This is a genomic window from Streptomyces pseudogriseolus, from assembly GCA_002154585.1.
GTDB lineage: Bacteria > Actinomycetota > Actinomycetes > Streptomycetales > Streptomycetaceae > Streptomyces > Streptomyces pseudogriseolus.
Genome location: MUNG01000034.1, coordinates 1 through 19,749, shown reverse-complemented (window position 1 = coordinate 19,749; position 19,749 = coordinate 1). Strand labels below are relative to the sequence as shown.

At 71.1% G+C, this 19,749-nt stretch carries 15 protein-coding genes and 1 tRNA gene; 5 read left to right on the top strand and 11 right to left on the bottom strand.

All coding sequences use genetic code 11. The features are described from left to right. Positions 1-107: 107 nt before the first annotated feature. Positions 108-1,019: a hypothetical protein gene (locus CCN29_RS04945; protein WP_031018469.1), complete on the bottom strand. Its 912-nt coding sequence runs from the start codon at positions 1,017-1,019 to the stop codon at positions 108-110. An 84-nt stretch (positions 1,020-1,103) separates the two neighbouring features. Here CCN29_RS04945 and CCN29_RS04940 point away from each other — a divergent pair, with 84 nt between their 5' ends. The 3 genes from CCN29_RS04940 to pepN all read left to right on the top strand — a co-directional run bounded on the left by CCN29_RS04940 (position 1,104) and on the right by pepN (position 4,705). Continuing rightward, on the top strand, positions 1,104-1,436 hold the full coding sequence (locus CCN29_RS04940; RefSeq protein ID WP_006135506.1) for a chorismate mutase: 333 nt from the start codon (positions 1,104-1,106) through the stop codon (positions 1,434-1,436). A 149-nt stretch (positions 1,437-1,585) separates the two neighbouring features. Then, positions 1,586-2,128 carry a response regulator gene (locus CCN29_RS04935; protein WP_006135507.1) on the top strand — a complete coding sequence of 181 codons (543 nt, stop codon included), beginning with the start codon at positions 1,586-1,588 and terminating at the stop codon, positions 2,126-2,128. 48 nt (positions 2,129-2,176) lie between these two features. Further along, positions 2,177-4,705 carry an aminopeptidase N gene (gene pepN / locus CCN29_RS04930; RefSeq protein WP_006135508.1) on the top strand — a complete coding sequence of 843 codons (2,529 nt, stop codon included), beginning with the start codon at positions 2,177-2,179 and terminating at the stop codon, positions 4,703-4,705. Positions 4,706-4,807: 102 nt separating this feature from the next. Here pepN and CCN29_RS04925 read toward each other — a convergent pair whose 3' ends face one another. Next, positions 4,808-6,616, bottom strand: coding sequence for a bifunctional metallophosphatase/5'-nucleotidase (locus tag CCN29_RS04925; RefSeq protein ID WP_031018471.1), 1,809 nt, complete (start codon positions 6,614-6,616; stop codon positions 4,808-4,810). Between the two features lie 241 nt (positions 6,617-6,857). On the opposite strand from CCN29_RS04925, the gene pyk reads away from it, so the two are divergent. Then, positions 6,858-8,294: a pyruvate kinase gene (gene pyk / locus CCN29_RS04920; RefSeq protein WP_006135511.1), complete on the top strand. Its 1,437-nt coding sequence runs from the start codon at positions 6,858-6,860 to the stop codon at positions 8,292-8,294. Positions 8,295-8,386: 92 nt separating this feature from the next. Here pyk and CCN29_RS04915 read toward each other — a convergent pair. After that, positions 8,387-8,459: transfer RNA gene (locus tag CCN29_RS04915), tRNA-Leu, on the bottom strand. Positions 8,460-8,565: 106 nt separating this feature from the next. On the opposite strand from CCN29_RS04915, the gene CCN29_RS04910 reads away from it, so the two are divergent. Then, on the top strand, positions 8,566-9,222 hold the full coding sequence (locus tag CCN29_RS04910; protein ID WP_006135513.1) for an ANTAR domain-containing response regulator: 657 nt from the start codon (positions 8,566-8,568) through the stop codon (positions 9,220-9,222). Positions 9,223-9,315: 93 nt separating this feature from the next. On the opposite strand, the gene CCN29_RS04905 is transcribed toward CCN29_RS04910, so the two are convergent. The 8 genes from CCN29_RS04905 to CCN29_RS04865 all read right to left on the bottom strand — a co-directional run bounded on the left by CCN29_RS04905 (position 9,316) and on the right by CCN29_RS04865 (position 19,497). After that, positions 9,316-10,032, bottom strand: coding sequence for an ABC transporter ATP-binding protein (locus CCN29_RS04905; protein ID WP_031018473.1), 717 nt, complete (start codon positions 10,030-10,032; stop codon positions 9,316-9,318). Beyond that, on the bottom strand, positions 10,029-11,102 hold the full coding sequence (locus tag CCN29_RS04900) for an ABC transporter ATP-binding protein (protein ID WP_086680217.1): 1,074 nt from the start codon (positions 11,100-11,102) through the stop codon (positions 10,029-10,031). The genes CCN29_RS04905 and CCN29_RS04900 overlap by 4 nt, the downstream gene beginning before the upstream one ends. 5 nt (positions 11,103-11,107) lie before the next feature. Further along, positions 11,108-12,934, bottom strand: a complete 1,827-nt coding sequence (locus CCN29_RS04895) for a branched-chain amino acid ABC transporter permease (protein WP_086680215.1) — start codon at positions 12,932-12,934, stop codon at positions 11,108-11,110. 5 nt (positions 12,935-12,939) lie between these two features. Then, on the bottom strand, positions 12,940-13,872 hold the full coding sequence (locus CCN29_RS04890; RefSeq protein ID WP_086680213.1) for a branched-chain amino acid ABC transporter permease: 933 nt from the start codon (positions 13,870-13,872) through the stop codon (positions 12,940-12,942). A gap of 112 nt (positions 13,873-13,984) precedes the next feature. Then, positions 13,985-15,217 carry a branched-chain amino acid ABC transporter substrate-binding protein gene (locus CCN29_RS04885; protein WP_086680211.1) on the bottom strand — a complete coding sequence of 411 codons (1,233 nt, stop codon included), beginning with the start codon at positions 15,215-15,217 and terminating at the stop codon, positions 13,985-13,987. 889 nt (positions 15,218-16,106) lie between these two features. Then, positions 16,107-16,376 (bottom strand): hypothetical protein, encoded by a 270-nt coding sequence (locus CCN29_RS35590; RefSeq protein WP_228679183.1) that lies wholly within the window; start codon positions 16,374-16,376, stop codon positions 16,107-16,109. A gap of 301 nt (positions 16,377-16,677) precedes the next feature. After that, a complete protein-coding gene (locus CCN29_RS04870; protein ID WP_006135522.1) occupies positions 16,678-17,160 on the bottom strand; it encodes a PaaI family thioesterase in 483 nt (160 codons plus the stop codon). Between the two features lie 57 nt (positions 17,161-17,217). Beyond that, positions 17,218-19,497, bottom strand: coding sequence for an FdhF/YdeP family oxidoreductase (locus CCN29_RS04865; RefSeq protein WP_086680207.1), 2,280 nt, complete (start codon positions 19,495-19,497; stop codon positions 17,218-17,220). Between the last annotated feature and the right edge of the window lie 252 nt (positions 19,498-19,749).

Genomic DNA, 19,749 nt, shown 5'->3' with positions numbered 1-19,749 from the left:
ACACGACAGCGGCGAACAAAATAGCGAACACCCGAGAAGTGGGCGAATGCCGGGGTGAAATGCCGCCTTTGCGACGGCCGTTGGAGGTGGGACGCCGGAGCCGGACGTCAGGTGTCGCACTCCAGCACGGACCGGCACAGACCGCACCGCGCCCGCACCCGGCCCGCCACCGGCACCCGGATCCGCTGATGGCAGGTGGGACAGGGGAACGACACCCGCAGCGGGCCGTGCCCGTCCGCCGAGAACCGGTACCCCGTCTCCCGCCCCGCCTCCGGCGCCCGCGCGTGCCCGGGCGCGTGCCCCTGCGCGTGCCGCCGGTCCCGCGCGTACCGGCGCCGCCCGGCCCACCCCGCCGCACGCAGCGGCGGCTGCTCCGCGTCCCGCCGCGCCAGCGCCAGCCCTTCCCGGTACGCCGTGTACGCCTGCGGACTGGTGAACCACACCGACGGGTCCTCACCGAACAGCAGCGCCCGCTTCGCCAGCACGTACCCGAACTCCTCCGGCGTGAGGTACCCGAGCTTCTGCGACGACGCCCCGTCCTCCCGGAACGCGTCCAGCAGCAGCCACCCCGCGCCCAGGTACGTCGCCGTGGTGTCGGTGAGGATCTCGTTGTCCCGCGTCGACGGGAACGACAGCCCCAGCCGGTGCAGGTACACGTGCGCCACCTCGTGCGCCAGCGCCGCCCCGATGTCCCGCCGATGGTCACGGAACCGGTCGTTCAGCTCGACGAAGTACTCCGGGCCCGCCGCCAGTTCCACGTTCGCCGCATGCGTCATCTCACGGAACCCGACGATCAGCCGCGCGTCCGGCAGCCGGTAGTGCGCCACCATCTCGCGCGCCACCCGCTGCGCCCCCAGATGCAGGTCGTCCACGTCCGCGAACGCCACGTCGGCCGGCGCCACGCTCACCGAGAAGGTCCGCACCGTGTCGTACGACAGCCGCCGGTACAGGGCCGTGACCGACTCCCGCACCGTCCGCAGATGCGGATAACCGTGCTCCACCGGTCCGCCGTTCGCCACGTCGCACCCCCGCCGCGCCTGGACACCGTCCACTGTACGGTCCGTGCCGCCGCGGGCGCCCGCCCCGCCGTAGGCTGAACCGCCATGACCACCAGCAACGCCGCCGGGCCCGACCCCGCGGTCCTCGACGAACTGACCCGTCTGCGCGACAGCATCGACAACATCGACGCGGCCGTCGTCCACATGCTCGCCGAGCGCTTCAAGTGCACCCAGCAGGTGGGCCGGCTGAAGGCCGAGCACCGGCTGCCGCCCGCCGACCCGGGGCGCGAGGCCCGCCAGATCGCCCGGCTGCGGGCCCTCGCCGAGAGCGCCAAGCTCGACCCGGCCTTCGCGGAGAAGTTCCTGACGTTCATCATCGCCGAGGTGATCCGCCACCACGAACGGATCGCGGACGACGCCGCCAACGGCACGGTCTGAGCGGAGAGGTGGGCGGCCCGGGACGCGGCGGGGAGTGACAGGACGGCCCGCACGGTGCATGCTCGCTGTGCACGCCGTGTCGGCCGCCGAGCACCGTCCGTCAGCACCCGGGTGCCGCGCCCGGCCCCTGACGAGGAAGGACGTGCGCCATGCCGCCCACCGCCCGCATCCTCCTCGTCGACGACCACGAGGACACGCTCTACGCCCTGGAGAGCGCCCTGGCCCCGCTCGGACAGCCGCTGGGCCGGGCCACCAGCGGCGACGAAGCGCTCAAACAGCTGCTGCGCGGCAACGTCGGCGTGCTCCTGCTCGACGCCCACATGCCCGGCACCGGCGGACTCGACGTGGTGCGCTGGATGCGCCGCCTGGAGCAGACCCGGCACATACCCGTCGTCCTGCTCACCGGCTTCGCCCGCGACCACCGGCTCGGCGCCGCCGCCTACCGCCTCGGCGTCGCCGACCTCGTCACCACCCCCGTCGACCCCTGGGCGCTGCGCACCAAGGTGCGCCACCTCTACGACACCCACCAGCGCGGGCTCGCCCTGGAGGCCGAGGTGCGCGCCCTGCGCGCCCGGCTCGACGCGGCCGGCGCCCCCGCCGCACGCCCCGCGCCGCCCCCGCCGCACGCGCACGTGCCTCCCGCACACCCCCCGGGGGCGCACACCGCGGAGCTCGGCGGGGACCGGACATAGGCCGCGTACCCCATCCTCCTCTGTGCCGGGCAGGAACCATCAGGCAGCATGGCGTTCATGTCCGTACTGACGCGCGACGAAGCGCAGAACCGAGCACAGCTCATCGACGTCCACCGCTACACGATCGCCCTGGACCTGACCGCCGGGGACGAGACGTTCGACTCCCGCACCCTCATCAGGTTCGGCGCCCGCGCGGACGCGGACACCTTCGTCGAGATCAAGCCCGCCGAGCTGCGCTCCGTCACCCTCGACGGACAGCCCCTGGACCCCGCCCTCCTCGACGACGGGCGGCTCCCCCTGAAGAACCTCACCGCCGGCGAGCACGAGCTGCTGGTCGACGCGCGCATGCGCTACTCCCGCACCGGCGAGGGCATGCACCGCTTCACCGACCCCACCGACGGCGAGACCTACGTCTACACCCAGCTGTTCCTCGACGACGTGCAGCGCGTCTTCGCCGCCTTCGACCAGCCCGACCTCAAGGCCGTCTTCGAGCTCACCGTCACCGCGCCCGAGCACTGGACGGTCCTCGCCAACGGCGTCACCGAGCACACCGGCGGCGGCGTGTGGAAGGCCGCGCCCACCCCGCCCGTCTCCACCTACCTGGTCGCCGTCGCCGCGGGCCCCTGGCACTCCGTGCGCACCGAGCACCGCGGACTGCCCTTCGGCCTGCACTGCCGGCGCTCCCTCGCCCCGCACCTCGAGGCCGACGCCGAGGAACTGCTCGACATCACCCGCGCCTGCTTCGACCGCTACCACGAGAAGTTCGAGGAGCCCTACCCCTTCGACTCCTACGACCAGGCCTTCGTGCCCGAGTTCAACGCGGGCGCCATGGAGAACCCGGGGCTGGTCACCTTCCGCGACGAGTTCGTCTACCGCTCCGCCGTCACCGACACCGAGCGGCAGCGGCGCGCCATGGTCGTCGCCCACGAGATGGCCCACATGTGGTTCGGCGACCTCGTCACCCTGCGCTGGTGGGACGACATCTGGCTGAACGAGTCCTTCGCCGAGTACATGGGCTACCAGACCCTCAACGAGGTCACCCCCGCGAAGCCCGGCGCACAGCCGCCCCGCTGGCGCGGCGACGGCACCTGGACCGACTTCGGCGTCTCCCGCAAGACCTGGGGCTACGACGCCGACCAGCGGCCCTCCACCCACCCCGTCGCCCCCGAGCACGTCGAGGACACCGCCTCCGCGCTGCTCAACTTCGACGGCATCTCCTACGCCAAGGGCGCCTCCGCCCTGCGCCAGCTCGTCGCCTGGCTCGGCGAGAAGGACTTCCTCGCCGGCATCAACACCCACTTCGAGCGGTACCGCTTCGGCAACGCCGGCCTCGCCGAGTTCATCGACTCCCTGGCCTCCGCCACCGAACGCGACGTGCACGCCTGGGCCGACGCCTGGCTGCGCACCAGCGGCGTCGACACCCTCACCGCCACCGTCGACGCGGTGCCCGGCCGGTGGACCCTCACCCTGGACCGCGAGGGCAGCCGCCCGCACCGGGTGACCGTCGGCGTCTACGACCGCGACCTCAGCGACGGACGCACCCTCACCCTGCGCGAGCGCTACGAGGCCGACGTGCCGCACACCGACGCCCCCGAGCCGCGCCCCGGCACCCGCCCCGCCCTGGTCGTCCCCAACGACCTGGACCTGACCTACGCCAAGATCCGCCTCGACGAGACCTCCCTGGAGACCGTCCTGCGCGGCCTGTCGGGCATCCCCGACGCGCTGACCCGCGCCGTCGTCTGGAACAGCCTGCGCGACATGGTCCGCGACGGGGACCTCGCCCCCTCCGACTTCCTCGAGACCGCCGCCGCCCACCTGCCCGAGGAGACCGACGTCGCCCTGGTCCAGGGCGTCCTCGCCTTCGCCTCCGGGGAGGTCGCCGACCACTACCTCGCCCCCGACCGGCGGCCCGCCGCCCTCGCCACCCTCACCGACCTGTGCCGCGCCCTCATCCGCCGCACCGAGGACGGCGACCACCCGGGCCTGCGCCTGGTCGCGGTGCGCCACTGCATCGACGCCGCGGGACGCCCCGAGACCATCGCCGCCTGGCTCGCCGACGGCACCGTCCCCGGCGGCCCCGAACTCGACCCGGAACTGCGCTGGCGGATCCTCGCCCGGCTCGCCGTGCTGGGCGCGGTCGACGAGAGCGCCGTCGCCGAGGAACTGCGCCGCGACCCCAGCGCCGCCGGCCAGGAGGGCGCCGCCCGCTGCCGGGCCGCCCTGCCCGACCCGGACGCCAAGGCCCGCGCCTGGGACGCCATGTTCGGCTCCGACGACCTGTCCAACTACCTGTTCACCGCCACCGCCCAGGGCTTCTGGCAGCCCGAGCAGGCCGACCTCGTCCGCCCCTACGTGGCGCGCTACTTCAAGGACGCCGTGGCCGTCGCCGCCCGCCGCGGCCCCGCCATCGCCACGGCCGCCGGCCGCTGGGCGTTCCCCGCCCACGCCGTCGACGCCGAGACCCTGAGGCTCGGCGAGAAGACCCTGCGCAAGGCCGACCCCGTGCCTGCCCTGCGCCGCCAGTTCACCGACCGCCTCGACGACCTGGCCCGCGCCCTGCGCGTCCAGGAGGCCTGAGACCGGGCGCGGAGACGGCCCGGGGAACGGCGCCGGAAACGCGCGGGGGCGCCGCCGGACGGACCCGGCGGCGCCCCCGGCGGGCACCCGTGTGCGGGACGGTCAGAACACCGGCGTGCCGTCCCGGGTCAGCCGCCAGTCCTCCGACGCGAAGTCCTTCGGGTCCAGCACGCCCTTGGCCGTCGCCCACTCCGCGATCCGGGTGCGGATCTCCGTCGACTCCGCCCACAGCTCCGGCGCCGACGCCACGTGCGGGAACGCCCCGCCGCCGTTGGCCCGGTAGTTGTTCACCGCGAACACGAACCGCTGCGCGTCGTCCACCGGAGCGCCGTCGAACGTCAGGTTCCTGATCCGCGACCCGGCCGGCTGGGCGATGTCGATGTCGTACCGCACGCCCGAGACGTAGTCGTAGTTGTAGTCCGGGCGGCCGTTCGCGTTCGTCAGCGTGTCGACGTCCACCGGCGCGCCGGCCGCGGTCCGGTTGAAGTACTCCGCCGAGTACTCCAGGTACGCCCGCACCTGGGCGCCCGTCATCAGCTTCGCCACCAGCGTGTTGTCGTACACGTAGAGGCTCGACAGGTCCCGGATGGTCACGTCGCCCGCCGGGATCTCGCTGGTCCGGGAGAACGGCGAGGCCTGCGACAGCACCGGCAGCGCGGCGTGCTCCGTGCCCGCCAGCGCCTCCCGGACCACGTCCTCCTGCACCTTGCTGATCAGGTCGATGATCGGCGCGTCCTTGTACCGCGCCTCCACCGTCGTCAGGGTTTCGGTCGCCGTCCCCACCACCTGGTTGACGTACGCCACCACCTGCGCGTGCTCGTCGCCCAGCAGCCGGGTGATCCGCGGGTCGTCCTCCACCGATGCCGCGTCCCGCAGCGACGCCTTGACGGACTCCACCTGCCAGCGGCCCCGCTCGAAGGTCAGCTCGACGTCGAACAGCGTCAGCCGCTCGGCGTAGCACAGCGGCTCCGACAGCACGACCTCCCGGCCGGTCTTCTCGTTGGTCACCCGCAGCTCCGCGATCTCCGCGTGCGCGTGGCCGACCAGGATGGCGTCGATGCCCGGCACCTGCCGCGCCACGTTCGCCGCCGCGTTCTCCACGTGCGGCAGCTGGTCACCGTACGAGGACGTGCCCGAGGTGCCCGAGTGGGCCGACACCACCACGACGTCCGCGCCCATCGAACGCAGCTTCGGCACCCACTTCGCCGCCTGCTCCTCCAGGCCCGGGAACGTGAGCCTGCCCTGCACGTAGGCCTTGTCCCAGATCGCGATGCCCGGGTTGGTCAGCCCCAGCACCGCCACCTTCACCGGCGGCGCGCCCTTCACGCGGAACGTCTTGATGAAGTACGGCGGGAAGGCGGGCCTCAGCGTCTTCGCGTCCAGCGCGTTGGCGCCCAGCAGCGGGAAGTCGCACTGCTCCTCGAACTTCCGCAGCGTCTCGATGCCGTAGTTGAACTCGTGGTTGCCGAGCGCCACCGCGTCGTACCCGATGGCGTTCATCGCCTGCGCCATCGGGTGCACCGGGCCGCCCTCGGCGGTGATCGGGTCCACCTTGGCGTAGTAGTACGTCAGCGGGGTGCCCTGGATGGTGTCGCCCGCGTCCAGCAGCAGGGTGTTCTCCCGGCCGCGCTCGGCGCGGATCCGGTTCACCAGGGTGGACACGCGGGCCAGGCCCTGCGCGTTGCCGGCCGGGTCCTGGTACTCGGCGTCCTTGTAGTAGTCCCAGTTGAAGACGTGACCGTGCAGGTCCGTCGTGCCCATCACGGTCAGTGCGTACCGCTTCACCGGCTTCTTCCCCCGTCCCGCGGTCGGGGCGGCCTCGGCCGCCGGGACGGCCACCGTACCCGCCAGCGCCACCCCCGCCCCCGTGACGGCGGACTTCTTCAGGAACTTCCGGCGGTCCAACGGCATGTCAGGCTCTCCTCGTACGACGACGGCGCACAACGCGCGTAGATTCGCGCGACGATTCTGACCTGAACACGTCGACCTGGAACAGTCCTGTCAGGTTGCGATCCGGTGACCGCCTCCCGTCCCGCTCGTCCGAGCGGTGTGGTGCACAATTCAACGCTTGTCAATACCCCTTCACTCGCGCGCCGTTGACTCGTCACGCGCCGCCAGATCGCTACCCGCCGGTAAGCCCTAGGGTCGAACCATGCGCCGAGCGAAAATCGTCTGCACCCTGGGTCCCGCGACGGACTCGTACGACCAGATCAAGGCCCTGGTCGACGCCGGAATGGACGTGGCCCGCTTCAACCTCAGCCACGGCGAGCACGCCGAGCACGAGGAGCGGTACCGAAGGGTGCGCAAGGCCGCCGACGAGACCGGCCGCAGCGTGGGACTCCTCGCCGACCTTCAAGGCCCGAAAATCCGCCTGGGCCGCTTCGCCGAGGGCCCCGTACTCCTCGAACGCGGCGACCCCTTCACCATCAGCGTCGAGGACGGCGTCGAGGGCGACCGCCACATGTGCGGCACCACCCACGCCGGCCTCGCCGAGGACGTCACCCCGGGCGAGCGCGTCCTCGTCGACGACGGCCGCGTCACCCTCGAGGTCACCGCGGTCGACGGCCCCCGCGTCCGCACCACCGTCGTCGAGGGCGGGGTGATCTCCGACCACAAGGGCCTCAACCTCCCCGGCGTCGCCGTCTCCGTGCCCGCCCTCTCCAAGAAGGACGAGGACGACCTGCGCTGGGCGCTGCGCACCGGCTTCGACGTCGTCGCCCTCTCCTTCGTCCGCAGCGGACGCGACATCAAGGACGTCCACCGCATCATGGACGAGGAGGGCCGCCGGCTCCCCGTCATCGCCAAGATCGAGAAGCCCCAGGCCGTCGAGGCCCTCGACGAGATCGTCGCCGCCTTCGACGGCATCATGGTGGCGCGCGGCGACCTGGGCGTCGAGATGCCGCTGGAGCAGGTGCCCATCGTCCAGAAGCGCGCCGTCAAGCTGGCCCGGCGCAACGCCAAGCCGGTCATCGTCGCCACCCAGATGCTCGACTCGATGATCGACAACGCCCGGCCCACCCGCGCCGAGGCGTCCGACGTCGCCAACGCCGTCATCGACGGCACCGACGCCGTGATGCTCTCCGGCGAGACCAGCGTCGGCAAGCACGCCGTGGAGACCGTGCGCACCATGGCCCGCATCGTCGAGGCCGCCGAGGAGGACATCCTCGCCCGCGGACTGCCCCCGCTGACCGAGCGCAACAAGCCCCGCACCCAGGGCGGCGCCGTGGCCCGCGCCGCCGCGGAGATGGGCGACTTCCTCGGCGCCCGCTTCCTGGTCGCCTTCACCCAGTCGGGCGACACCGCCCGCCGGCTCTCCCGCTACCGCTCGCCGATCCCGCTGCTCGCCTTCACCCCGGACCCGGCCACCCGCTCCCAGCTCAGCCTCACCTGGGGCGTGGAGACCTTCCTGGGGCCGCACGTGGAGTCCACCGACGCGATGGTCGACCAGGTCGACGAGCTGCTGCTGCGGTACGCGCGCTGCGCGAAGGGCGACACGGTCGTGATCACCGCCGGCTCCCCGCCCGGGGTCTCCGGCTCCACCAACCTGGTCCGCGTCCACCACATCGGCGAGGACGACAGTCCCCGGTAGCGTGGCCGGCCGGACGATACGCGAAGAAGCGGATGTTCACCGGAAAGGTGGACATCCGCTGGCAAATGGTGACCTTGGATTCTGAGGAAAAGTACCCCGGGTCGGATTCGAACCGACGCTGGATGGTGTTTGAGACCATTGCCTCTACCGCTGGGCTACCGGGGCGCCCTGCAAAACGAAGGTCGACGGTCACCCGCCGTGCCCCCACCTTACCGCAGCTGGGTACGCTCTTGTCAGCAGTACCGGCCTGCCTCGCAGCAAGGAGCCCACGTTGAGCGCCCCCGAGTCGCCCCAGCCCGCAGACGTGCCCGACGACACGTCGCACGTGCCGCCGATGACGACCCGCGTCGTCATCGCCGAGGACGAGGCACTGATCCGGCTCGATCTCAAAGAGATGCTGGAGGAGGAGGGCTACACGGTCGTCGGCGAGGCCGGCGACGGTGAGCGGGCCGTCGAGCTGGCCCGCGAGCACCGCCCCGACCTGGTGATCCTCGACGTGAAGATGCCCAAGCTGGACGGCATCTCGGCGGCCGAGAAGATCGCCGAGGAGTCCATCGCCCCGGTGCTGATGCTGACCGCCTTCTCGCAGCGCGACCTGGTCGAGCGGGCCCGTGACGCGGGCGCCATGGCGTACCTGGTCAAGCCGTTCAGCAAGAGCGACGTGGTGCCCGCGATCGAGATGGCGGTCTCGCGGTTCACGGAGCTGAAGGAGCTGGAGCGCGAGGTCGCCGACCTCAGCCAGCGCCTGGAGACGCGCAAGCTGGTGGACCGCGCCAAGTCGGTGCTCCAGACCCAGTACGGGCTGAGCGAGCCGGCCGCGTTCCGCTGGATCCAGAAGACCTCGATGGACCGGCGCATGTCGATGCAGCAGGTCGCGCAGGCGGTCATCGACGACGCCGAGGAGAAAAAGGCCGCGAAGGGCGACTGACCGGTCTCCTCGATCAACGACGAAGGCCCGCACCCCGTCCGACGGGGTGCGGGCCTTCCGCCTGCCGACCGGGCCCGCCGGTCAGTCCTCCGCTCAGTCCTCGCCGAGGTAGGCCTTGCGGACCGACTCGTCGTGGAGCAGGTCGCGGCCGGTGCCGGAGAGGACGATGTTGCCGACCTCCATCACATGGCCGTGGTCGGCCAGCGACAGGGCCGCCTGGGCGTTCTGCTCGACGAGCAGGATGGTGGTGCCCTGCGACTTCAGCTCGGCGATGGTCGCCATGATCTTCTGCATCATGATCGGCGACAGACCCATGGAGGGCTCGTCGAGCATCAGCAGCTGCGGCCGGGACATCAGGGCCCTGCCCATGGCGAGCATCTGCTGCTCACCGCCGGAGAGGGTGCCGGCGGCCTGCTTGCGGCGTTCCCCGAGGATGGGGAAGAGGTCGTAGGCGCGCCGGATGTCCTGCTCGATGCCCTGCTTGTCGCTGCGCAGGAAGGCGCCGAGGCGCAGGTTGTCCTCGATCGTCATGCGCGGGAAGATGTGCCGCCCCTCGGGGGAGTGCGCGAGCCCCAGCGAGACGATCTTGTGGGCGGGGACCTTCTTCAGCGACTTCCCGTTGAACTTGATCTGGCCGCCGACCGGCTTGAGCAGCCCGGAGAGCGTGCGCAGGGTGGTGGTCTTGCCGGCGCCGTTGGTGCCGATCAGGGTGACCACTTCGCCGGCGTCGACGCTGAACGAGATGCCCTTGACGGCCTGGATCTTGCCGTAGGCGACTTTCAGGTCCTCGACCTCGAGGAGTGCGGTCATCGGTCGTTCTCCTTGCCGGGCGCGGCGTCCTTGGTGGCCTCGGCCTCCGTCTGCGCCTGTGCTTCGTCCGCGGGTGCGTCGGCCGCGGGGGCGCCGGCGTCCGCTTCGGGGGTCCCGTCGGCCGTCTCCTCGGCCGTTTCCTCGGCGGCGGGCGCCGGGGCGCCGGCCGCCTTCGCGGGCGACTCGGGGCGGCCCGCCGCCTCGGCCGCCGCTTCGGCGGCCTCGACCTCGGCGACCTCGGCGGCCCCGGGGTCGTCGGCCAGCGGCTCGCCGATGTACGCGGCGATGACCCGCTCGTCGCCCTGGACGGTGGCCGGGTCGCCCTCGATCAGCTTCTGGCCCTGGACGAGGACGGCGACCCGGTCGCACAGGTTGAAGATGAACCGCATGTCGTGCTCGATGACGAGGACCGCGGTGCCCTTGTCGCGGATGGCGAAGATGAGCTCCTCCGCCGCCCGCGTCTCCTGCGGGTTCATGCCCGCGGTGGGCTCGTCGAGGAGCAGCAGCCCCGGCTCGCTGGCGAGCGCGCGGGCGATCTCCAGCTTGCGCTGCTCGCCGTAGGGGAGGTTGCGGGCGAGCTGCTCGGCCTTCTCGGCGAGGCCGACGAACTCCAGCAGCTCCATGGCACGGGCGCGGGAGGCGGCCTCGGCCTTGTGGAAGCCGGGCCCGCGCAGGACGGCCGACCAGAAGCCCTCCTTGGTGCGGGTGTGGCGGCCGACGAGCACGTTCTCCAGGACCGTCATGTTGGCGAACAGCCGGATGTTCTGGAACGTACGGGCGATGCCGGCCGCGGTCACCTTGAAGGACTTGGGCGGCAGGACCTTGTCCTTGTAGCGCACCTCGCCCTCGGTCGGGATGTAGAGACCCGTGAGGCAGTTGAAGAAGGTGGTCTTGCCGGCGCCGTTGGGGCCGATCAGACCGACGATCTCGCCGCTGCGCACGGTGAGGTCGACGTCCCGGACGGCGGTGAGGCCGCCGAACCGCATGGTGACGCCGCGCGCGTCGAGGACGACGGTGCCGGGGGCGGGCGCGCCCGCGGCGGTGTCCTTGGTGGTGGTGTCGGTGGTCATGGTGGTCAGGCCCCCGTCTTGCTCAGGACTGTGGGCGCGTCGGCCTCTTCGTGGAACTCCAGCTGGCGGCGCCGGTTGGGGATGAGGCCCTCGGGACGGAAGCGCATCAGCAGCACGAGCGCGAGTCCGAACGCGAGGAGCTGGTAGTCGCCCAGGAACTGGAGCTTGTTGGGGATCAGGAAGAGCAGCGCCGCACCGATGAGGGGTCCGGCGATGGTGCCCATGCCGCCGAGCACGACCGCGGCCAGCAGGAAGGCGGAGTTGGGCGGGGTGGTGCCGGCGAACAGGTACTGCTCGGGGGTCACGGTGTAGGTGACGTGCGCCTGCACCGTGCCGGCGAGACCGGCCAGGGTGGCGCCCACGGCGAAGGCGATGAGCTTCACCCGGAAGCCGTTGATGCCCATGGCGAGCGCGGCGGTCTCGTCCTCACGGATGGCGACCCAGGCGCGGCCGATGCGGGAGTCGCCGCTGCGCCGGAAGACGAGGACGACCACGGCCGTGATGAGCAGCATCAGGAAGAAGTAGTTCGCGAACCGGCCGATGGTGAAGCCGGCGATGTCGTGCGCCACACCCAGGTCGAAGCCGAGGATGTTCAGGTCCGGGATGGACGCGATGCCGTTCGAGCCGTTGGTGAGGTCCGGGCCGGAGGTGCCGTCGGTGTTGTTCACGGCGATACGGAAGATCTCACCGAAGCCGAGGGTCACGATGGCCAGGTAGTCGCCGCGCAGCCGCAGGGTCGGGGCGCCGATCAGCACACCGAAGACCAGCGAGGCGAGCGCGCCGACGAGGACGGCGGCCCAGAAGGGGAAGTGCACGCCGAACGGCGAGCTGGGCGAGCCGGAGACGAGCGCGGCCGCGTAGGCGCCGACACCGAGGAAGGCGACGTAGCCGAGGTCGAGCAGACCGGCGAGGCCGACGACGATGTTCAGGCCCAGGGCGACGGTGGCGAAGATCAGGATGTAGACGCCGAGGGTGGCGTACTGGTCGTCGGTCTGGGTGAAGGGGAACAGCGCCGCCGCGACGAACGCGCCGCACACGGTGATGTTCTGGTGGCGCGCGCTGATCTGGGAGGCGTGGGCGATCAGGCCCGAACGGTTCAGCGCGCCGAAGCCGAAGCCGGCGGTGATCAGGAAGCCGACGAACTGCTCGTCGTACTCGGTGCCGATGCCGTAGGTGAAGACGACCAGGGCGATCGCCAGGACGGCGACGATGACGAGGATCTCGGCGTACGACGGCAGCGTGCGCACCGGGCGCGGGGAGCCGGAGGCGAAGGCCGCGCGCAGCACCGCCATGGCGTGCCCGGCGTCGTGCGTGAACTGCTCCCAGCCGCCCGCCTCGGGGTCGATCGGGTCGGGCTCGGGCCGCTCGAAGGGGAGGGCGAGGGCGCCGAGGAGGGCGATCAGCGTGGCGGCGGCGACGACGTAGCCGCCGGGCTCCAGGTTGACGACCCCGCCGAGCTCGACGCTGATCGATATGACGGTGTACCAGGCGGTGGCGAAGGTGCCGAGCACGGCGTACTTCACGGCCGCGTCGGCGCCGGCCGGGGTGAGCCAGCCCAGTCCCTTGACGCCGTAGGAGGCGAGGCAGAACAGGGTGGCGAGGGCGCCGCCGACGAGGACGAGCACCTGGAGGCCGCCCGGGTAGCCGTAGACAGTGAGGTCGCCGGGGTAGGCGGCCGTCCAGGTCCAGGCGAGGAAGGTGGAGACGACGGCGAGGACGCTGCCGCCGGTGGCGAGGGCCCGCGCGAGGTCGGCGGGGATGCCGATGAGCCCGGAGGGGGCGTTCGGGCCGGATGCGGCCACGGTCTTGGCTGCTGTGGTCTGAGTGGTCATCGGTGTCACGCCCTGTCCGCGACGCGCTCGCCGAGCAGGCCCTGCGGCCGGAACAGGAGCACGAGGATGAGGAGGATGAAGGCCCAGACCTCGGCCCAGGACTGGCTGCCGAACTGGTCCAGGCCGGGGATGTCCGCGATGTAGGCGGTGGCCAGGGTCTCGACGACGCCGAGGACCACACCGCCGATCATGGCCCCGTAGATGTTGCCGATGCCACCGAGCACTGCCGCGGTGAAGGCCTTGAGGCCGAGGATGAAGCCCATCTTGAAGTCGATCTGGCCGTACTTCAGACCGCTGGCGACGCCGCCGACGGCGGCGAAGACGGCGCCGAGGGCGAACGCGATCACGATGATGCGGTCGGTGTTGACGCCCATCAGCTTCGCGGTGTCCGGGTCCTGCGCGGTGGCCTGCATGCCGCGGCCGGTGCGGGTCTTCATCACGAAGTAGGCCAGGAAGGCCATGCTGATGGGGGCGGCGACGATCAGGAAGATGTCGCCGGTCTGGATGGTGGCGCCGCCGATGGAGAAGGGGCCGCCCTCGATCTGCGGGAAGGCCAGCTTGGACTTCGCCTCCGGGTAGAAGGCCCAGATGGCCTGCTGGAGCGCGAGGGAGAGGCCGATGGCGGTGATCAGCGGGGCCAGACGGGGCGCGCCGCGCAGCGGGCGGTAGGCGAAGCGTTCCGCTCCGATGGCGACCAGCACCGAGGCGATCATGGCGCCGATCAGCATGAGCGGCAGCGCGATCCACATGGAGGTGCCGTCCGGCAAGATGTACAGATGCACGGTGATGGCGCCGAAGGCGCCGACCATGAAGATCTCGCCGTGGGCGAAGTTGATGAGCTGGACAATGCCGTAGACCATTGTGTAGCCGATGGCGACCAGGCCGTACATGGATCCCAGTAGCAGGCCGTTGACCAGCTGCTGCGGCAGTTCGTTCACCGCATGTCCTCCGAGACTTTCGGAACGTTCGACGGATGGGCCGGAAGCGAGTCCGCGCGGAGCGCCAGTGGAACAGCGCCCCGCGCGGCTCGGATGAGTGGTGCGGCGGAGATCAGCCGGTGAAGGTGCCCGACTTCACGGTGGCCCAGTCGCCGCCCTTGACGGTGTAGACGGTGAGCTGCTTGTTGGTCGCGTCACCGAACTCGTCGAAGGAGACCTTGCCGGTCACACCGTCGAAGGAGACGTTCTGCATGGCGTCGACGACCTTGGCGCGGGCGTCGTCGGGCAGCTTGCCGTCGTTGTCCTCGACGACCTTCTTGACGGCCTCGATGATGGCCCAGGCGGAGTCGTAGGAGTAGCCGCCGTACGCCTCGTAGGCCTCCTTGTAGCCCTCGGCCTTGTAGTTCGCGACGAACTCCTTGGCGGACGGCAGCGCCTCGACGGGCGCGCCGACGGAGGTGGCGAGGTCGCCGGCGCCGGCCGCGCCGGACAGCTTGATGAAGTCGGCGCTGTAGATGCCGTCACCGCCGACCAGCGGGATCTTCGCGCCCGCTTCCTTGATCTGCTTGCTCAGCGGACCGGCCTGCGGGTACTCACCGCCGTAGTAGACGACGTCGGCGCCGGAGTTCTTCACCTTGGTGGCGACGGCGCTGAAGTCCTTGCTCTCCGGGTTGATGTGCTCGGTGCCCACGACCTGGCCGCCGAGCTCCTTGAACTCCGCGGTGAAGGTGGCGGCCAGACCGGCGCCGTAGGTCTTCTTGTCGTCGATGACGAAGACCTTCTTCTTCTTGGCCTCGTTGAAGACGTACTGCGCGGCGAACGGGCCCTGGATGGCGTCCGTGGTCGCGGTGCGGAAGTACGACTTGTACGGCCGCTCCTTCTTGGTCTGCCAGTTCACGCCCTGGGTGAGGGCGGGGTTGGTGTTCGCCGGGGAGACCTCGACCAGCTTGGCCGTGTCGAAGACCTTCTGCATGGCCTCGCCGACGGAGGAGTTCAGCGGGCCGACGACGCCGAGCACGTCCTTGTTGGCGACGAGCTTGGTGGCGTTCTGCTGGCCGACGGAGGCCTGGCCCTGGTCGTCGAGCGCCTCGATCTTGAAGGTGACGCCCTCGACGTACTTCTCCTTGTTGGCGATCTTCGTGGCGAGGTCCACGGAGTTCTTGATGCCCAGGCCGAGCGCGGAGAGGTCGCCGGTCAGCGGCGCGTCGACGCCGATGACGACGGTGGTGTCACCGTTGCCCGAGTCCGAGCCGCCGCCGTTGTCGTCGCGTGAGCCGCAGGCGGTGAGGGTGAGTGCACCCGCCGCCAGGGCGGCGGTGATGGCGATGAGCGAACGTTGACGCACGATCCAGTCCTTTCCCCTGACAGCCGCTTCCCGGTGGAAACGGCCGAGTCGAGCGCTGGGCCGAGTGAGAATCAGGCGGCGCGGTGACTGGCCGTGACTCTAAGCGTGTGTGGGATATGCGGAGGAGACTCTGGCCAAGGCTGTGACTCTCTTGTTATGACACGACGTATTGCAGAGCGGTACTGAGTGGGGGGAAGAGCAGAATTCCCGCCGTTTTGCCCTGTCCACATGCTGAGAAACCGCAGGACCCGGCAGGGGTGGTTCAGGTGTATCAGGCGTTTTGCTGATTACCGTTTTTCGTAGCCGCAGGCTACCTCCAGGGCCGTGGACAGGTCCCTTGCGTACCGGGCGCCGAGGATGTAGCTGTGCGCCTCCTTTGCGCGCGTGTTACGCAGTGTTACGTCCAGGAAAGGGAGTCCGGCGTTCCGTGGCACTTTTCCGCATTCCGCCACCCGGACGGTCACGGTGATCTTGCGGGACGCCCCACCTTTCACCCGTAAAGGAGTCGCGGGCGTGGAGGTCAGGGACAGGCCGGCGTAGGGCTGGGAAATGTCCAGGACGGTCACCGGAGCGTCGGATTCCGTAAGCGCTTGTATAGTGAATTCAATTTCGGGCGAAGTCGTCCCCGCCCCTCTGACCTGCATGTACAGATACCGGAAGGACGTCGTCTGGCTCGGGAAACGGGGTTCGGGCGGCGGCTCGGGTCGCGGGCGCGTGAGGTGGAGGAGCGTCCCGGTCACGAGGACGGCCACGGCGACGAACGCGGTCGCCGCGGCTGCCCGCTGACGGTGCGACAGGCGTGGCCGAGGCGCGTGGGCCGGGCGCGGGGTGGTGGGGGGCGGTTCCAACGGGCGTGTGTCGCCGTCCGGTTCGACGGGGCCGATCCCGCTCATCGCCACGGCCCCTCGGTGGGCCGGCCGTCGCGGTACCGGGCGGCGCATCTCTCGCGGGCCTGACGCTCCATCAACGCGCCCACGGTGTCCGGGGTTGTCGTCCCCTTGCGGAGGGCGGCGCGGCCCGCGTCCACGACCTCGCGCAGGATGTCGTACTGGCCGCCGGACATCCCCATCGACTGGTAGTCGCCGTACCCGCGGCCGTCGAGCACCTCGCGCGACCAGTGGACGACGATGCTGACGCACAGGTCGATGTCGGACGTCACCTGGGGGGAGGGGGATCCGGGGGACGCGGAAGACGCGTCATGGGCCGGGCGGGAGTTGTGCGTCGTGCACCCGGCCAAGGTCAGGGTCGCCGTGAGTACGGCGAGGAGGGGCGCGCGGATCGCCCTGGTGCTGGGAGAGGTACCGCCCCGTCCGCCCCGTCTCATGGCACCGAACGCTAGAGCGCCCGTCGGCCGCGGGCAATGGCGGCGACGGGCGCGGTGGTGCGGGTGCGGGTGCGGTGCTGCGGGGCGGGGCGCCGGGTGAGGCTCGCTGCGCCTCCGCGCCCCGGCCCCGCCGTTGTCAGCCGGCCGCCTTCTCCGCGTCGCCCGGGCGGACGTCCCGCAGCAGGCAGGTCAGCCGGGCGGTGCACACCCGCTTGTCCGCCTCGTCCGTGATCACGATCTCGTACGTCGCCGTGGACCGCCCCCGGTGCACCGGGGTGGCGACGCCGGTCACCAGGCCGGAACGGACCCCGCGGTGGTGCGTGCAGTTGAGGTCCACCCCGACCGCGATCTTGTTCACCCCGCCGTGCAGCATCGAGCCGACCGAGCCCAGCGTCTCCGCCAGCACGGCCGACGCGCCCCCGTGCAGCAGGCCGTAGGGCTGGGTGTTGCCCTCCACCGGCATCGTCCCGACGACCCGCTCCGCCGACGCCTCCGTGATCTGCACACCCATGCGCGTGCCCAGATGGCCCGCCGAGAACAGCGCCCGGAGGTCCACACCGAGCGCGGCGTACTCGTCGATGACCTCCTGCGGGAACTTCACCTGCTGCGGCTCTCCCATGGGCCCGGCTCCTATCGTGCGTCGGTACGTCGGTACGTCTGTGCCCTGAGCGAACGCTCAGTCGGTCGCCGATTGTTCCAGACGCACCACGACCGACTTGCTGGCCGGGGTGTTCGAGACGTCCGCGGTGGCGTCCAGCGGCACCAGCACATTGGTCTCCGGGTAGTACGCGGCGGCGCAGCCCCGTGCCGTCGGATAGTGCACGACACGGAAACCGGGCGCCCTGCGCTCCACACCGTCCTTCCACTCGCTCACCAGGTCGACGTAGGAGCCGTCCGCCAGCTTCAGCGCCCGGGCGTCGTCGGGGTTGACGAGCACCACGCGGCGCCCGTTCCTGATCCCCCGGTAGCGGTCGTCCAGACCGTAGATCGTGGTGTTGTACTGGTCGTGCGAGCGCAGCGTCTGGAGCAGCAGCCGCCCCTCGGGCAGGTGCGGGTACTCGACCGGCGCCGCCGTGAAGTTCGCCTTGCCGGTGGCGGTGGGGAAACGGCGCTCGTCGCGCGGGGCGTGCGGGAGTGCGAAGCCGCCCGGGTGCGCCACGCGCGCGTTGAAGTCCTCGAAGCCGGGCACCACGCGCGCGATGCGGTCGCGGACCGTCGCGTAGTCCTTCTCGAACTCCTCCCACGGCACGTCGTCCTCCGCGCCGAGGACACGGCGGGCCAGTCGGCACACGATGGCCGGCTCCGACAGCAGCTGCCCGCTCGCCGGTTCGAGGCGCCCGCGCGAGGCGTGCACCATGCCCATGGAGTCCTCCACCGTCACGAACTGCTCACCGCTCGCCTGGAGATCGCGCTCGGTGCGGCCCAGCGTCGGCAGGATCAGGGCACGCGCCCCCGTCACCGCGTGCGAGCGGTTCAGCTTCGTCGACACGTGCACGGTCAGCCGCGCCCGGCGCATCGCCGCCTCGGTGACCTCGGTGTCGGGCGACGCGGAGACGAAGTTGCCGCCCATCGCGAAGAACACCTTCGCCTCGCCGTCCCGCAGCGCACGGATCGCCCGGACCACGTCGTAGCCGTGCTCCCGGGGCGGCGCGAAGCCGAACTCCCGCTCCAGCGCGTCCAGGAACGCCGGAGCGGGCCGCTCGAAGATGCCCATCGTGCGGTCGCCCTGCACGTTGGAGTGGCCGCGGACCGGGCACACGCCCGCGCCCGGACGGCCGATGTTGCCGCGCAGGAGGAGGAAGTTGACGATCTCGCGGATCATCGGCACGGAGTGCTTGTGCTGGGTCAGCCCCATCGCCCAGCAGACGACGATCCGCTCCGAGTCCAGCACCATGCGCAGGAAGCGTTCGACGTCCTCACGGGCCAGGCCGGTCGCGGCGAGCGTCTCGTCCCAGTCGGCGGCGCGGGCGGCCTCGGCGAAGTCGTGGAAGCCGTGGGTGTGTTCGCGGACGAAGTCCTCGTCGACCGCGCCCGGGGTGTCCAGGATCAGCTTGTTCAGCAGCCGGAACAGGGCCTGGTCGCCGCCGATGCGGATCTGGAGGAACAGGTCGGTCAGCGCGGTGCCGGCGGTGAGTCCCCTGGGCGTCTGCGGGTTCTTGAAGCGCTCCAGGCCCGCCTCGGGGAGCGGGTTGACGCTCACCACGCGCGCGCCGTTCTGCTTGGCCTTCTCCAGGGCGGACAGCATGCGCGGGTGGTTGGTGCCCGGGTTCTGCCCGGCGACCACGATGAGGTCCGCCCGGTACAGGTCCTCCAGCAGCACGCTGCCCTTGCCGACGCCGATCGTCTCCGACAGGGCCGAGCCGGACGACTCGTGGCACATGTTGGAGCAGTCGGGGAGGTTGTTGGTGCCGAGCTTGCGCGCGAAGAGTTGGTAGAGGAACGCGGCCTCGTTGCTGGTGCGGCCCGAGGTGTAGAAGACGGCCTCGTCGGGGGACGACAGCGCGGTCAGCTCCTCGGCGACGATGTCGAAGGCGCGCTCCCAGCTCACCGGCTCGTAGTGGGTCGCGCCCTCCGGGAGGTACATGGGGTGGGTGAGCCTGCCCTGCTGTCCCAGCCAGTAGCCGCTGCGGCGGGCGAGGTCGGAGACCGGGTGCGCGGCGAAGAACTCGGGGGTGACCCGGCGGAGGGTGGCCTCCTCGGCGACCGCTTTCGCGCCGTTCTCGCAGAACTCCGCCTTGTGCCGGTGCTCGGGTTCCGGCCAGGCGCAGCCCGGGCAGTCGAAGCCGTCCTTCTGGTTGACGCTGAGCAGGGTCAGGGCGGTGCGCTTGACGCCCATCTGCTGGTGGGCCATGCGGAGGGTGTGACCGATGGCGGGGAGCCCGGCGGCGGTCCGTTTCGGCTCGGCCACGGTCGGTGCGTCCTGGACCGGGTCACCCTGGGGCGGCTTCGTTGCCATCGCGCACTCCTGTTCACGCACACGTGTGAGGTTGATCTCCGATCCTGCCACGCGGGGGCGGAGCTGAGACCGTCCGGTGCGGGCCGCGGTCGTATGCCTGCGGCGCAGGGCTCTGTCCGGTGGGGGTTGCTGTAGCGCCTGCGGGCGGTGGGTGGTGCGGGGTCGCGGTGGGGCGGACGTCCTCGGTCCGGCGCGAGAGTGCGCATTCACGAGGCACAGGGCGCGGACGCGCCAGCCGCTCCGGGCGCCCAC